The sequence below is a fragment of the Micromonospora sp. CB01531 genome (genome assembly GCF_001905095.1).
Classification (GTDB): Bacteria; Actinomycetota; Actinomycetes; order Mycobacteriales; family Micromonosporaceae; genus Micromonospora.
Window position 1 is genome coordinate 123496 of record NZ_LWLS01000105.1, and the last position, 14866, is coordinate 138361.

11 protein-coding genes are annotated in these 14866 nt (G+C 72.0%); 6 read left to right on the forward strand and 5 right to left on the reverse strand.

Features of this window, described 5'->3' with window-relative positions; genetic code table 11:
* Positions 1-65: 65 nt before the first annotated feature.
* Both A6A27_RS32165 and A6A27_RS32170 read left to right on the forward strand, forming a co-directional pair.
* Positions 66-1442, forward strand: a complete 1377-nt coding sequence (locus A6A27_RS32165) for a transaminase (protein WP_073838389.1) — start codon at positions 66-68, stop codon at positions 1440-1442.
* A gap of 114 nt (positions 1443-1556) precedes the next feature.
* A complete protein-coding gene (locus A6A27_RS32170; RefSeq protein ID WP_073838390.1) occupies positions 1557-1919 on the forward strand; it encodes a YybH family protein in 363 nt (120 codons plus the stop codon).
* A 45-nt stretch (positions 1920-1964) separates the two neighbouring features.
* On the opposite strand, the gene A6A27_RS32175 is transcribed toward A6A27_RS32170, so the two are convergent.
* The 4 genes from A6A27_RS32175 to A6A27_RS32185 form a co-directional block, all read right to left on the reverse strand.
* Complete coding sequence (locus A6A27_RS32175; protein WP_241825545.1) at positions 1965-3314, reverse strand: epoxide hydrolase family protein; 1350 nt, start codon at positions 3312-3314, stop codon at positions 1965-1967.
* 167 nt (positions 3315-3481) lie between these two features.
* Entirely contained in the window at positions 3482-3763 is a 282-nt protein-coding gene (locus A6A27_RS46420) for a GNAT family N-acetyltransferase (RefSeq protein WP_241825546.1), read from the reverse strand.
* Positions 3721-4392, reverse strand: a complete 672-nt coding sequence (locus A6A27_RS32180; protein ID WP_241825547.1) for a hypothetical protein — start codon at positions 4390-4392, stop codon at positions 3721-3723. Before A6A27_RS32180 ends, A6A27_RS46420 begins: the two co-directional genes overlap by 43 nt.
* Before the next feature lie 55 nt (positions 4393-4447).
* On the reverse strand, positions 4448-6133 hold the full coding sequence (locus A6A27_RS32185) for a right-handed parallel beta-helix repeat-containing protein (RefSeq protein WP_073838392.1): 1686 nt from the start codon (positions 6131-6133) through the stop codon (positions 4448-4450).
* Between the two features lie 363 nt (positions 6134-6496).
* Between A6A27_RS32185 and A6A27_RS32190 the strand changes: the two genes are divergently transcribed.
* From A6A27_RS32190 to A6A27_RS32200, 3 genes are all read left to right on the forward strand, one after another.
* The gene (locus tag A6A27_RS32190) at positions 6497-6679 is read left to right on the forward strand and encodes a hypothetical protein (protein WP_073838393.1); all 183 of its coding nucleotides are present in this window, start codon (positions 6497-6499) and stop codon (positions 6677-6679) included.
* A gap of 249 nt (positions 6680-6928) precedes the next feature.
* On the forward strand, positions 6929-8698 hold the full coding sequence (locus A6A27_RS32195) for a thiamine pyrophosphate-dependent enzyme (RefSeq protein ID WP_073838394.1): 1770 nt from the start codon (positions 6929-6931) through the stop codon (positions 8696-8698).
* Positions 8695-11793, forward strand: a complete 3099-nt coding sequence (locus tag A6A27_RS32200; protein ID WP_073838395.1) for an FAD-binding and (Fe-S)-binding domain-containing protein — start codon at positions 8695-8697, stop codon at positions 11791-11793. The genes A6A27_RS32195 and A6A27_RS32200 overlap by 4 nt, the downstream gene beginning before the upstream one ends.
* Before the next feature lie 63 nt (positions 11794-11856).
* Here A6A27_RS32200 and A6A27_RS32205 read toward each other — a convergent pair whose 3' ends face one another.
* A complete protein-coding gene (locus tag A6A27_RS32205) occupies positions 11857-13650 on the reverse strand; it encodes a glycoside hydrolase family 15 protein (RefSeq protein ID WP_241825548.1) in 1794 nt (597 codons plus the stop codon).
* A 129-nt stretch (positions 13651-13779) separates the two neighbouring features.
* Here A6A27_RS32205 and A6A27_RS32210 point away from each other — a divergent pair, with 129 nt between their 5' ends.
* Complete coding sequence (locus tag A6A27_RS32210; protein ID WP_073838396.1) at positions 13780-14799, forward strand: SDR family oxidoreductase; 1020 nt, start codon at positions 13780-13782, stop codon at positions 14797-14799.
* Positions 14800-14866: the final 67 nt, after the last annotated feature.

Genomic DNA, 14866 nt, shown 5'->3' on the forward strand with positions numbered 1-14866 from the left:
GCGAGAGGAGGGAATCAGTCGCACAGCTACTGGTTCGATGAGCACTTCGTTGGTAACCTCGCCCGATGTCGACGGATTTCGTAGCTGACGGGATTGACCGCGCGCGTCTCAACAGGCTCCTTGAGCGGGAGCGGGCCGAGTTCGTCGACCGGCACCCCCGGTCGGCCGCCGCGTACGCCCGGGCCGAGCACCTGTTCGGCAAGGTGCCGATGACCTGGATGAACAAGAACGCCGCCGGCTTCCCCGTGTACGTGGACCGGGCCCGCGGGGCCCGACTCACCGACATCGACGGAAACGACTACGTTGACTTCTGTCTCGGCGACACCGGCGCGATGGCCGGACATTCCCCGGACCCGGTCGTCGCCGCGGTCACCCGTCGACTGGCCGAGCTCGGCGGAGCGAGCACCATGCTGCCCACCGAGGAGGCGGCGACGGTCGGGGCCGAGCTGAGCCGACGCTTCGGGCTGCCCGCCTGGAGCTTCACCCTGACCGCCACCGACGCCAACCGGTGGGCGATCCGGCTGCTGCGCGCCGTCACCGGCCGACCCCGCATCCTGGTCAACAGCTACTGCTACCACGGCTCGGTGGACGAATCACTGATCGTGGTCGGGCCGGACGGGCGATCGCGCAGCCGCGAGGGCAACGTCGGCGCCCCCTGCGACGTGACCGTGACCAGCCGGGTCGCCGAATTCAACGACCTCGACGGCCTGGCCCGCGAACTCGCACACGGCGACGTCGCCGCGGTGCTGATGGAGCCGGCGCTGACCAACATCGGCATCGTGCTGCCCGAGCCCGGTTATCTCGATGGGGTTCGCGCGCTCACCCGGCAGCACGGCACCTACCTCATCAACGACGAGACGCACACCTTCTCTGCCGGGCCGGGCGGCGCGACAGCCGCCTGGGGGCTGACGCCGGACGTGGTCACGATCGGCAAGGCCATCGGTGGCGGCGTCCCGGTCGGCGCGTACGGCCTGTCCGCCGAGTTGGCCGCCGCGTTGACCGGCCGGGCGGACCTGGACCTGGTGGACATGGGCGGTGTCGGGGGCACCCTCGCCGGCAACCCGGTGTCGATCGCGGCCACCCGAGCCACCCTGCAGGAGGTACTCACCGACGACGCGTTCGCCGGCATGATCGACGTGGCGACCGTTTTCGCCGAGGGCATTCGCAAGATCATCGAAGGGCACGCGCTGCCCTGGTCGGTGAGCCAACTCGGCGCGCGGGTGGAGTACCGCTTCGCCGCGCCGGCTCCCCGCACCGGCACCGAGTCAGCGGCCTGCGCCGATCCCAACCTGGAGGACTACCTGCACGTCTACCTGATCAACCGGGGCGTCCTCCTGACCCCGTTCCACAACATGGCGCTGATGTGCCCGCAGACCACCGTCGAGGACGTCGCCCGGCACCACGAGGTCTTCGCCGACGCACTCGCCGAGCTGCTGGCCTGACCGCTCGCCGGCAGGGCCGGTCAGGCCGGGACGGCCGCGGACGGCGACATCCGCGCGGCGCGGCCTGGCCCGACCGCGCCACCTGACGGCGGTCAGCTGGCAAGCTGGGTACTTGTGGATCGGAAGCAGGTGACGGGCTGGGTCGCGGCCTACGAGCAGGCGTGGCGCACGCCGGGGACCGAGGTGCTCGCCACGATCTTCACCGAAGCGGCGAGCTATCTGCAGGGGCCCTACCGGACGCCGGTCATCGGCCTGCCGGCCATAGCCCGGATGTGGGAGGACGAGCGCGACGGCCCCGACGAGGTGTTCCAGCTGACCAGCGAGATCGTCGCGGTCGAGGGCGACACCGCGGTCGCCCGAGTGGAGGTCCGGTACGGCGAACCGGTCGAGCAGGAGTACCGCGACCTGTGGATCATGCGATTTGCCGAGGACGGGCGCTGCCGTTCGTTCGAGGAGTGGCCCTTCCAGCCGGCTTAGCCGACCGTCTCCGGTGGACGCTGATGGCGCCGGTCGGCTCACCCGTCATCGCAGCGATCGGAAGGCCGCTCGAAGCTCCGCCGCGAACAGTTGGGGCTGCTCCCATGCCGCGAAGTGACCGCCCCGGTCGACCTCGTTGAAGTAGTTGAGCTGTCGGTAGGCCTGCTCCGCCCAACTCCTCGGCGCACGGTAGATCTCGCCCGGAAACACGGTCACCGCCACGGGGAGCGAGATCTCCGCCGTCTGCTGTGACGCGGCGCTGAAATAGTCGTACTTGTTCTCCCAGTAGAGCCGCGCGGAAGAGACGGCGGTGTTCGTCAGCCAGTAGAGCGAGATGTCGTCGAGGACATCGTCCCGCGCGAGGTCGCCCGCGGGTTGCCCTTCGAGCACCCGCTGGATCGCCCCGGCCGGCTGGCCATCACCGTCACCGTGGTCAAGAAGCCAGGCTGCCAGGCCGACGGGCGAATCCGTGATGCCGTAGCCCACGGTCTGTGGTCGGGTTTGCATCATGACCCCGTAGGCGGCGTTCTTCAGGAAGAAGCCGCTCAGCGTCTCGAAGGCCCGCCTCTCGTCAGCGGACAGCCCGGCCGGGGCCGGATCGCCACCCATGATTACCTGCGCCAGGTCGCCCGGCACCGTCGCCGGCATATTCAGATGTATGCCCAGAAGCCCCGGCGGCGCCTGGCGCGCCATCGCATGCGCGACGAGTGCCCCCCAGTCGCCGCCCTGGTGCACATAACGCTCGTATCCCAGGCGTCCCATCAGCTCGGCCCAGGCGCGCGCGATTCGGTCGGGATCCCAGCCCGTATCCTGCGGTTTCTCCGAGAAGCCATGGCCGGGCATCGAGGGTATGACGACGTCGAAGGCGTCCTCCGCCCGGCCACCATGAGCCGGCGGGTCGGTGAGCGGACCGATGGCCTTCAGGAATTCCAGGATCGAGCCGGGCCAGCCATGGGTGATGATCAGCGGCAGAGCGTTCGGATGGGGAGAGCGGACGTGGATGAAGTGGATGTCGAGGCCGTCGATGTTCGTCATGCACTGCGGCAGGGCGTTGAGCCTCGTCTCCACCTTGCGCCAGTCGTAGTCCGCCGTCCAGTACCGGGCGAGCTTCTGAAGGTGGCTCAGCTGCACGCCCTGTGATTGATCCGGAACCGTCTCCGGATCGGGCCACCGGGTCGTGGCCAGGCGTCGGCGAAGATCGACGAGATCTCCCGCCGGGACATCAACGCGGAACGCGCGTACGTCTGTCGCCATCGTTGCTGTCGCCATCAGAATCCTCTTTCCGCCGACTACCTGGCGCGGTCCGGGCGGACGCCGACCTGCCTTCGACCGGAGGCGGTCGAGCGTGGCCACAACACGCAAGCCGGCCGATGCGGCGCCGGCTGGCCAGAGCACGGAATCTCCTTGGCGCCACCGAGGCGCCAATGTTCAGCCTAAGCTTCGGGCCGGGACGTGCGAGCCGGAACGCCAACCTGACGGCCGGGCGCTCTCGCCGTGACGAAGAGCTGCCGGTCGCGGTCAGCCGGACTGGCACCCGGCCGCACCGCCGAGCTGGTATCGCGTCAGCGCACGATGACGAGGTTGGCCATGTCGACCACCGGGCGGTAGCCGAGCCTCGCGTAGACCTTGTTCGAGGTCGGGTTCGCCTGGTCGGTGAACAGGCACACCCGCGCACCCTCGGCCTGGAGCCGCCGGGAAACCTCGGCGACCGCGTTGCTGGCCCAGCCGCGCCCGCGCTGCGTCGGGGGCGTGTACACCGGACCCACCCGCGCGACCCCGAACGATGGTGGCTTGGCACCCGTCAGGTGCACCGGCTGCCCTTCCTCGTCGACCCAGAACCACATCCGCCCGGCACGGAGCCGGCGCAGCAACTCCGCACGCTCGGGCGCCTTGTGCGCGCTGGCCCCCGCGGACGGCCCGCCTGTTCGTCGGCATCGCCCATGAACGCGCCGAACCACTCCGTGGCCAGGTCCACGTCGTCCTCGGTCGCGGCCACCAGGCAGCCGGGCGCGGGCTCCGGCCGGACCAGCTCGCCGAGCTCGTGCAGCCGCGTGTGTTGGCTGACCTGCACCCGCCCCCCACCGAGCCGGGTCAGCTCGGCGGCGCACAGTTCGACGACGGGAAGCGCCCCGTTGATCGCGAGCACCTCCTCCCCGCGCTCGTGCAACGTGCAGGCCAGGGCCACGGCCGCCTCGTCGGGCATCGGCAGCAGGAACGGCGGGTAGGGCGCGAACGGAGCCGTGCGCATCCCGGCACCGACCACGGCGCCGGACTCGTCCCTGACCACCAACCACCAGTCGCGGTCGGGCTGCGCGATCCCATCGGCCTGCTGCGCCGACCGCCGGTGCGCGAAGCCGGCCACCACCGTACTGATCACCGGATCGGCGGCCAGGTGGTCACCGGCCGCGGCGAGGAACTCGCCGGGATCCGTGTGGAACTGCAGGCGCGAGGTGGCCATCGGGACAGCGGTCATCTGGGCAAACTACCCATCCTGGTGCCACACCGGCATCGGAATTTCCACGCCGTGGTCAGGGCCCGGGACAGTCATCCAGGCCGATGTTGTGGTACCAGCACCCGCCGGACGGGGCGGTGTCGAAGCGCACGGCCGCGACGGCGTTGCCTTCCAGGTGGTTGTCGTGGACCCACCCGGATTCGCAGGTGCCGGCGGTGGTGATCTGGAGGCCGTGGGTCTGGGTCCGGTGGGGCTGGCTGTCCCAGACACGGTTGTTGTGGATGGTGGGGTGGTAGGTGGCAGCGGCCACGGTGATGCCGGCCCTGGTGGGCGGGGCGCCGGGTATCTCGTAGGGAGCGCCCGGCGGTGGGGTGCGGTCCGGCCAGGCGGTCAGCGCGCCGGGGCGGCGCGGCGCGAGCACCAACTTGGTCGCGGTGTTGCCCATGACGATGACCCGGTGCCCACCAGCGGTGATCCACTTGCCGCGGTGGCCGTCCGGCACCCAGTTCGCGGACGTGTCGGTGAGGGACCGTTCGGTGTAGGAGACGGTGTCGCCGCTGCCGGACGAGGCGGGCGCGGTGCGCCGGCCGTTGTTGCGGATGCGGTTGCCGGCTATGGCGACGTCGGCCAGCGAGGAGTCGGCGAGGATCCCCTCGAGGGCGTTGTCCCAGAACTCGTTGTCCTTGATGATCATGTCGGTGGCGGGCGCCTGGGGCCCGCCGGCGAGGTTGTGCTGCCAGTAGCCGTAGCGGCCGTTACGGCTGATGCGGTTGCCTTCGACGGTGTAGGGGCCCGGGGTGTTGCCGATGGCTACCCCGTCCCAGACGTTGTCCTCGATGACGCAGCCGGTCACGATGCCGCCCCGCCCGGCGACGCCCGTGGTGCCGAGCGAGGACACGTCGTAGCCGGCCTGGTGGTTGCCGATCAGGGTGCAGCCGGAGACGATGAGCCCGTCGGCGCCCCAGTCGGAGATGCCGAACCGGTTGCCCTCGGCGTGGCAGCCGATGACGCGGATCCCCCGAGGCGGGGTCCAGTCCCTGCCCTGCAGCTCGAAGAAGATGCCGTTGGTGCCGTTGCGGATCGTGGTGCAGGCGCTGACCGTGCACCGCTCCACAGGGCCCCAGCCGCCGATGCCGATGCCGATGCCGGCGCCGCCCATCCACTCGCCGTTCTCCAGCCGGCCGCAGTGCTCGATCAACAGACTGTCGACGAACGTGTCCTGCAGGAAGTCGCAACCGAAGCCGGTGGCCGCCGTGTCGTGGATGTACAGGTCGTGAAAGCGGCCCCGCCACACGTACTGCATGCCCAGGCCCTTGGCGAGCACGTCGTACTCGGGCAGCCGCACCCCCGAGCCGTCGATCTCGAAGTACGCGAAGGTGCAGGCGGCGATGTGGTTGTCGCGGCTGGCGCCGTGTTCCCGGGCGGTGAAGTAGGCCAGCGGAGTGGGGGAGCGCGGATCGCCCGGATTGGCCAGCACGAACCGGGTGGCGGCGGCCCCCGCGCCGATCAGCGAGACACCGCTTCTCCACACGGTGCCCTTGTCCCTGATCGAGTACACCCCGGACGGGCAGTAGATGGTGCGCGGCTGACCGTCGTGGACGTAGGCGGCGCCGAGCTGGTCGACCAACCGCTGGAGTGCCGGCTGGTCGTTGGTGGTTCCGTCGCCGGTCAGGCCGTGATCGCGGGCGTTGCAGACGAAGGGGCCCGCCGCGGCGGGCCCGGTCCCGGCGCGGGGTAGACGCCTGCCTTGCGGCTGGTGCATCGGCCCTCCTGTCCGCGAGACAGGCCGCCGCCGGCGGCGGGCCCGTGCCGTAGTGGGCGTACGCCGCAGCGCCGGCCAAGGGCGGATCGTGGTCGCGCGGGCGGCCGGAACGTCCGCGGCTCGCCAGCGCCAGCAGGAGGAGTATCCCACCGGCTCGGGTGTCCTTGACCCCGCTTTGCCGTAGGGACGCGAGCTGGACAGCCGACCAGCAGGGCGGTCAGGTCTCCCACCTGACCGCCGGACAGCGCGGTCGACCGAGCCGCCCGGCGCGACCGGTTGGCCGCCCGCGCCGGAGCCGCCCGTTTGGCGCCCTGAACGACGGGTACGGGCGGTAAGAGGAGCGGGCAGGAGAGGTGGCGGGCGATGAACAAGAGCCGGTTCAGTGACGTGGTCGTCGGCGCGGCCGGCAACGTGGCCGGTGCGGTCGTCGACCCCCGCGAGGGATTCACCCGGCTCCGGGCGGCGGTCCCCGGCCGCACCCTCGCCACCGTGGCCGCCGGGCTGGTCATCGGCTATCTGGCGGCGCGACTCGGTCGCCGCAGGTGACTTCCAGGCAACGCCGGGGTGGCATCGCGGCCGGGGGAGCAGAGCGGCCATTTGCCGGTTCGCCGGCACAGGCCCGGGTAGCTGCCGGAAACTCGGGACGTGCCGGTGACACCCCGGTACGCGAGCACCAGTCCCTGCCACGGCCCAGGTGGCACGAGGAACGGCGGCCGGCGCTGGGACTGCGCCGCGCTCCAGCGGCCGGCACCTGCGGGCGGAGACCGCGGTAACTCCAGGATCAGGAGGCGTGACGTGCAGGAGATCGTAGGCGAGAGCCTGGCCCGACGGCTGGTGGATTGGGGCGTCGACACGGTCTTCGGCCTGCCCGGAGACGGCATCAACGGCCTGATGGAGGGCTTCCGCCGGCAGCGGGACAAGCTGAGGTTCGTGCTGGTGCACCACGAGGAGGCGGCGGCCTTCATGGCCACCGGCTATGCGAAGGCGACAGGGCGAGTCGGGGTGTGCGTCGCGACGTCCGGGCCGGGGGCGATTCACCTGCTCAACGGCCTCTACGACGCCAAGCTCGACCACGTGCCGGTGTTGGCCATCACCGGCATGCAGGAGAGCTCGGTGCTGGGTTCGCACTATCAGCAGGAGGTGCACGCGGCGTTGCTGTATCAGGATGTGGCGGAGGCCTACAACCTGATGGTGACGAATCCACAGCAGGTGCCGGGGGTGGTGGACATCGCCATCCGGCACGCTCTGGCCCGGCGCAGCGTCGCACACCTGTCCTTCCCCAATGATGTGCAGGTCGCCGCGGCGGGCGAGGACCCGTATCGGCATGTCAGCCCGGGGAAGCCGCCGATGAGCAGCCCGGTGGTGTCGCAGCCGGCGGTGTCGGCCGTGCAGGCGGATCTGGCCCGGGCGGCTGAGGTGCTCAACGCCGGGAAGAAGGTCGCGATGCTGGTCGGCGTCGGCGCCCGCCGTGCTCGCAACGAGGTCCTCGCGGTGGCCGACGCGCTGGCCAGCCCGATCGTGAAGACATTGTCGGGCAAGATGGTGGTCCCCGACGATCATCCGCTGACCACCGGCGGTCTCGGCCTGCTCGGCACCAAGCCGAGCGAGGAGCTGATGGAGGAGTGCGACACCCTGCTGATGGTGGGCACCTCTTTTCCGTACGGGAAGTACCTGCCCTCGCCGGGCCAGGCGCGGGTGGTCCAGATCGACATCGACGCGAGCCTCATCGGCCTGCGCCTGCCGATCGACGCGGCCGTCACCGCGGACGCCACGGTGGCGTTGCAGCAGCTGCTGCCGATGCTCCAGGCCCGATCGGACCGGTCCTTCCTGACGAAGTACCAGCAGGCGCGGGACGCTTGGCGCGCGGACATGGAAGCGTTGGAGGACCCGGGCCGGGACCCGATCGCCCCGCAGTATCTGATCAGCTGCGTCGACGAGGCCGCAACCTCGGACGCCATCCTCACCTGCGACTCCGGCACCATCGCCACCTGGGCGGCGCGGCACTGGACCATCCGCGGCAACCGGGAGTTCTACCTGTCCGGCAACCTGGCCACCATGGCGCCGGGCCTGCCGTACGCGGTCGCCATGCAGCACGCGTACCCGGGCCGGCAGGTGATCGCGTTCGTCGGCGACGGCGGGTTCGCCATGCTGATGGCCGAGTTCCTCACCGCCGTCCGCCACGAGCTGCCGATCAAGGTGATCATCAACAACAACAACGCGTACGGGCAGATCCTGTGGGAGCAGATCATCCTGGGCTACCCGGAGTACGAGGTTCGGCACGGGCAGCCGGAGCCCGACTTCGCGGCCTGGGCGCGGGCCTGCGGCGGTTACGGCGTGAAGGTCACCGACCCGAAGTCGCTGTCCGGGGCGGTCCGGGAGGCTCTGGCGCATCCGGGGCCGGCGCTGGTGGACTGCGACGTCAACCCGAACGAGCCGCCGATGCCCGGCAAGGTCCGCTACGAGCAGGCCAAGCACTTCACCGAGGCATTCCTGCGTGGTGAGCCGCACAAGAAGGCGACCCTCGCCACGGTGGCCCGGGACAAGATCAACGAGTTGCGGTCATGACCCGGGTAGCCCCTGCGCGGGTCGGACTGCCTGACCCGGTGACCCGGGCGCCCGCTCCCGCCACCGACGTGGACCTGGCCGCCCTGGCCGCCCGGCTGCGCCCGGTGGTGGACGGCGAGGTCCGGTTCGACGCCGGGTCCCGGGGTGCCTACTCGACCGACGGCTCCAACTACCGTCAGGTCCCGCTCGGCGTGGTGGTGCCGCGCACCGTCGACGCGGCCGTCGCCACCATCGAGGTGTGCCGTGAGCTGGGCGTCCCTGTCCTCTCCCGGGGCGGGGGAACCAGCCTGGCCGGCGAGTGCACGAACACCGCTGTGGTGATCGACTGGTCGAAGTACTGCAACCGGCTGCTCGAGGTGGACGCCGAGGCGAAGACGTGCCTGGTGGAGCCGGGCATCGTGCTCGACACGCTCAATGAGCTGCTGGCCCCGTACCGGCTGGAGTTCGGGCCGAAGCCGTCGACCCACAACCACTGCACCATCGGCGGGATGATCGGCAACAACTCCTGCGGGTCGACGGCGCAGCGCACCGGCAAGACGGTAGACAGCCTCGTCGAGCTGGAGGTGCTGCTCTACGACGGCACCCGGATGTGGGTCGGCGAGACCAGCGACGAGGCGTACGCCGAGATCCAGCGCCGGGGTGGCCGGCCGGCCGAGATCTACCGCCAGCTGCGCGCGCTGCGCGACGAGTACCTGACCGACCTCCGCACCCGCTACCCACACATCCCCCGGCGGGTCTCCGGCTACAACCTGGACAGCCTGCTGCCGGAGAAGAACTTCCACGTGGCGCAGGCCCTGACCGGCTCGGAGAGCACCCTGGTCACCGTGCTGCGGGCCCGGCTGAAGCTGGTCCCGGTGGTGCCCTGCAAGGCGATGGTGTTCCTCGGCTACCCGGACATCGCCGCGGCGGCCGACGACGTGCCGCGCATCCTGCCGCATAACCCGATCACGCTCGAGGGCCTCGACGACAAGCTGATCAACTTTGAGAAGCGCAAGCACCTGCACCCCGCCGCGCTGCACCTGATCCCGCAGGGCGGCGGCTGGCTGATGCTCCAGATGGGCGGCGACACGCCGGAGGAGGCGGAGGACGCCCTCGCCCGGCTGCTCCACGCGCTGCGGCGAGAGAACGGGCCGACCGTGCACCGCTTCGACGACGAGGCCCACGAGGAGCAGATGTGGGGGGTCCGCGAGTCCGGCCTCGGTGCCACCGCCCGGGTGCCGGGCGAGGCGGACACCTGGGAGGGCTGGGAGGACTCCGCGGTCCCACCGGAGCGACTCGGCGACTACCTGCGCGATCTCGACACCCTGTACCGGGAGTACGGCTTCGAGCAGGCGTCCCTGTACGGGCACTTCGGGCAGGGCTGCGTCCACACCCGCATCCCGTTCAAGCTGACCACGGCCGAGGGGGTTCGCCAGTACCGCTCCTTCATCGAGCGCGCCTCGGACCTGGTCGTCTCCTACGGGGGCTCCTTCTCCGGCGAGCACGGCGACGGCCAGTCCCGGGGCGAACTGCTGCCGAAGATGTTCGGCGAGCGAGTGATCCGCGCGTTCGGGCAGTTCAAGGCCATCTTCGACCCCGCCGACCGGATGAACCCGGGCAAGGTCGTCGCCCCCTATCCGCTGGACAGCCACCTCCGGCTGGGCGTCGACTACAACCACGGCGACGTGCCGACCCACTTCCGCTACCCCGACGACTCCGGCAGTTTCGGCCGGGCCGTGCTGCGTTGCGTGGGTGTCGGCGAATGCCGCCGACCGCACAGTGGCGTGATGTGCCCGTCGTACATGGCCACCCGGGAGGAGGAGCACTCCACCCGAGGCCGGGCGCGGCTGCTCTTCGAGATGCTCGACGGGACGGCCCGGGGTGGCGTCATCGCCGACGGGTGGCGGTCGAACGCCGTCCGGGACGCCCTCGACCTCTGCCTGGCCTGCAAGGGATGCAAGGCCGACTGCCCGGTCAACGTGGACATGGCGACGTACAAGGCGGAGTTCCTGTCCCACCACTACCAGGGCCGGCTCCGCCCCCGCGCGCACTACTCGATGGGCTGGCTGCCCGCGGTGGCCGCGGTCGCCGCGCGGGCACCACGCATGGTGAACGCGCTGGCCCAGGCGCCCGGGCTGAGCCGGCTCGCGAAGCTGGTCGGCGGGGTCGACCAGCGCCGGGAGATCCCGGTGTTCGCCGCCGAGAGCTTCCAGCGCTGGTTCGCCCGGCGGACCCCGGGCGGCGACGGCTCGCGGGGCGAGGTCCTCCTGTGGCCGGACACCTTCACCAACCACTTCCACCCCGGCATCGCCCAGGCCGCCGTCGAGGTGATGGAGGCGGCCGGCTGGCGGGTGCGGGTGCCCGACCAGGCGGTCTGCTGCGGCCTGACCTGGATCTCCACCGGGCAGCTCGGCGTCGCCAAGCGGGTGCTCCAGCGGACCGTCGACGTGCTGCGCCCGCACCTGCGGGCCGGTACCCCGGTGGTGGGCCTGGAACCGAGCTGCACGGCGGTCTTCCGCAGCGACGCCCGCGAACTCTTCCCCGACGACGAGGACGTCTCCCGGCTGCGGAAGCAGACCGTCACCCTGGCCGAACTGCTGCACGACCACACCCCGGGGTGGCAGCCGCCGCAGCTGCCCGCGCACGCGCTGATCCAGACCCACTGCCACCAGCACGCCATCCTCGGCACTGCTGCGGACCAGGCGGTGCTCGCCAAGGCGGGGGCCCAGCCGGAGTTCCTCGACTCCGGCTGCTGCGGCCTGGCCGGCAACTTCGGTTTCGAGGCAGGGCACTACGAGGTCTCCGAGGCGTGCGCCGAACGCGTGCTGCTACCGGCCGTACGGGACGCCGCCGACACCGACGTCATCCTGGCCGACGGCTTCAGCTGCCGTACCCAGGTCGAGCAGGGCACGTCTGCGGGCCGGACCGCGATCCACCTCGCCGAGCTGCTCCGGGCCGGCCTGCACGACGACCCGGTGACGGCCCGCCCGGAGCGACAGTGGGCACGGCGCCCGGAGCGGCCGTCCCGCGCCACCCGGCTGCTCGCCACCGGAGTCGTCGGCCTGGCCGCGCTCGCTCCGGCCGTCGCGCTCGCCCCCTGGCGCCGGAGGCGCTGACGGCGGCGCGGCCTACCGCACCGGCGCGGCCGCCGAGGGCGACGGCGCGGGCACCGCCGCCGGTCAGGCGGGCGGCGAACAGGGGATTGCCTGGCCGAGCGTCACCGCGGTCTCCAGCATCAGCGCGTGCACGAACGCCTGCGGCAGGTTGCCGCGCAACTGTCGCTGCTGCACGTCGTACTCCTCGGTGTACAGCCCCGGCGGGCCGCAGGCGGCGCGGCTGCGTTCGAACCACCGGTTCGCCTCGACGACGTCACCGGCCTGCCACGCGGCCAGCGCCGCCCCGTAGCCGCAGAGCAGGAAGGCGCCTTCCGCGTCCCCGAGCGGCCGGAGGTCGGGGCGGAACCGGTACAGGTAACCGTCACACTCCAACTCCCGTAGCACCGCCCGGCGGGTCGCCTCGGTACGCGGATCCCCCTGCGGCAACGCACCCCGGATCCCGGGGAACAGCAGCGAAGCGTCGACCCGCTCGTCGTCGTACGCCCGCTGCCAGCGTCCGGACGGGTGGCGGCCGTGCGCCGCCGCGTCGGCGAGGACGGCATCGGCGAGGGCTGCCCACCGCCCGGCCAGCCCGGCCGGCGCGACGCGGGCCGCCGCCCGCAGCCCGGCCACACACATCAACTTCGAGTGGGTCCACGGGCGCGGCGCCAGCTCCCAGATGCCCGAGTCCGGCTGGTTCCAGCGGTCGCCGATCACCCGCGCGGTCAGCTCCATCGCCCGCCGCGCGGCGTCGTCCAGCCGGTCGTGCCGCCCGGCGATCGCCAACAGCAGCAGGACCTCCCCGAAGACGTCGAGCTGGAACTGCCCGCCGACCCAGTTGCCGACCCGCACCGGCGCGCCCGGATAGCCGGGCAGGAACGCCAGTTCCTCCTGGGGCGGCACCGGGCGGCCGTCGACCGTGTAGGCGGGGGCGAGCCGGTCCCCGTCCGCCAGCACCCGCTCGGTGACGAACGCCACCGCGTCGTCGAGCAGGTCGTACCGGCCGACCAGCGCACCGGCCCGGCCGGCGAAGGACTGGTCGCGGAGCCAGGCGTAGCGGTAGTCGTAGTTGCGGCCGGCCAGCGCCCGCTCCGGCAGCGACGCGGACGCCGCCGCCACCATCCCACCACCCGGCCGGGTCAGGCCGCGCAGCACGGCGTACGCGAACACGGCGTCCCGCCGCGCGTGGCCGCCGGCCAGGCCCGGCACGGCCTGCCGCCAGGCCTGCTCGGTGGTTCGCCACAGCTCGGCGGGCTCGGGCGGCGGCTCGTCGAGCGGCCGCCCGGCGATCTCCAGCACCAGGTCGTGCCGGCCGCCGGCCGGCACAGTCAGCTCGCCGCACAGCGGGCCGTCGCTGGTCTGCCCGAGCATCTCGCCACCGGAGTGCCGCAGGTACAGCCCGCCGGTGCGGGCCAGCCAGTGCCGCCCCGCCCGGCGCACCTCGCGTACCGGCTCCCGGCCGAAGTCGGCCCGCGGATCCAGCCGGATGTGCACGACCGCGTCACCGTCCACGGCGTGGATCTGACGCAGCAGCACGATCCGGTGCCGCTCGCCGGGAAACAGCAGCGCCTCCCGGCACTGGATGATCCCGTCCGTGGTCACCCAACGGCTCACCCACACCAGCGAGGCCGCCTCGTAGTGGCCGCCCCACACGAACCGCCGGTTCGCCGGCGTCACCAGGTAGTCGCCCCGCCCGCCGACCAGCCGGCTGAACACCGGGGGATCGGCCCAGCCGGGGGCGCACAGCCAGGTGACGTTCCCGTCCGGGCCGACCAGCGCGCCCCGGCGCCCGTCGGCGATCAGCGCGTACTCCCGCAGCACACTCGGGCCCCGGACATCCTCACCCGCTGGTCGGCCCGGCCCCACGTCCTGATCCACCGCCGCACCTCCCCGCAGCGTTGCACGGCACTACCCGCCCCACTCCGCCCTACACCTCACCCGCCGTGCGCGGTTATCTCGGCCGCCGCCGGGGTAGCCAGTACGGACAGGCGACGCTGGGAGGGCGACATGCGGCGAACCAGACGGCAGGCACAGGTTGCGGTGATCACCGGCGCCAGTGCCGGAGTGGGCCGGGCCACCGCCCGGCTGCTCGCCCGGCGGGGCATCGCCATCGCGCTGCTGGCCCGGGGACGCACCGGACTCGACGCCGCCGCCGCCGAGGTCCGGGCGGCCGGCAGCCGGGCCCTGCCCGTCGAGGTGGACATGGCCGACTACGACCAGGTCGTCGCCGCCGGGCAGCGGGTGGCGGACGAGCTCGGCCCGATCGACCTGTGGATCAACAACGCCTTCAGCTCCGTCTTCGCGCCTTTCCAGGAGACCCGGCCGGAGGAGTTCCGGCGCGCGATGGAGGTCACCTACCTGGGGTACGTGCACGGCACCCGGGTCGCGCTCGCCCACATGACGCCCCACGACCGTGGGACGATCGTGCAGGTCGGATCGGCGCTGGCGTACCGCGGGATCCCGCTGCAGGCCACCTACTGCGGGGCCAAGCACGCGATCGTCGGGTTCACCGAGTCGCTGCGGTGCGAGCTGATGCACGACAAGAGCAAGATCAGGCTGACCATGGTCCACCTGCCCGCGGTCAACACACCCCAGTTCGACTGGCTGCTGTCCCGGCTGCCCCGCAACGCCCAGCCGGTACCGCCGATCTACGAGCCGGAGGTGGCGGCTCGGGCCATCGTGGGCGCCGCGGACCGGCCCGGCCGCCGCGAATACTGGGTCGGCGCCTCCACGGCCCTGACCATCCTGGGCAACCGCATCGCGCCGGGCCTGCTCGACCGCTACCTGGCCCGGACCGGCTACCAGTCCCAGCAGACCGACCAGTCGGCCGACCCGCACCGGCCGACGAACCTGTGGCAGCCGATCGACGGGCCGGGCGGCCACGACTTCGGTGCCCAGGGCAGCTTCACCGGGCGAGCGCACAGCCACAGCGCCCAGGCGTGGCTGTCCCGGCACCGGCTGGTCGCCGCCGCCGGCCTGACCGTGGCGGCAGGTGCGGTCGGCGCCCTGGTCGCCGCCCGCGACTGACCCTCCGTCAACCTGAGCGGTGGTCGTTGCCAGCGAGTCCGCCGGACGGACGGGTCGCGGCGAGGCG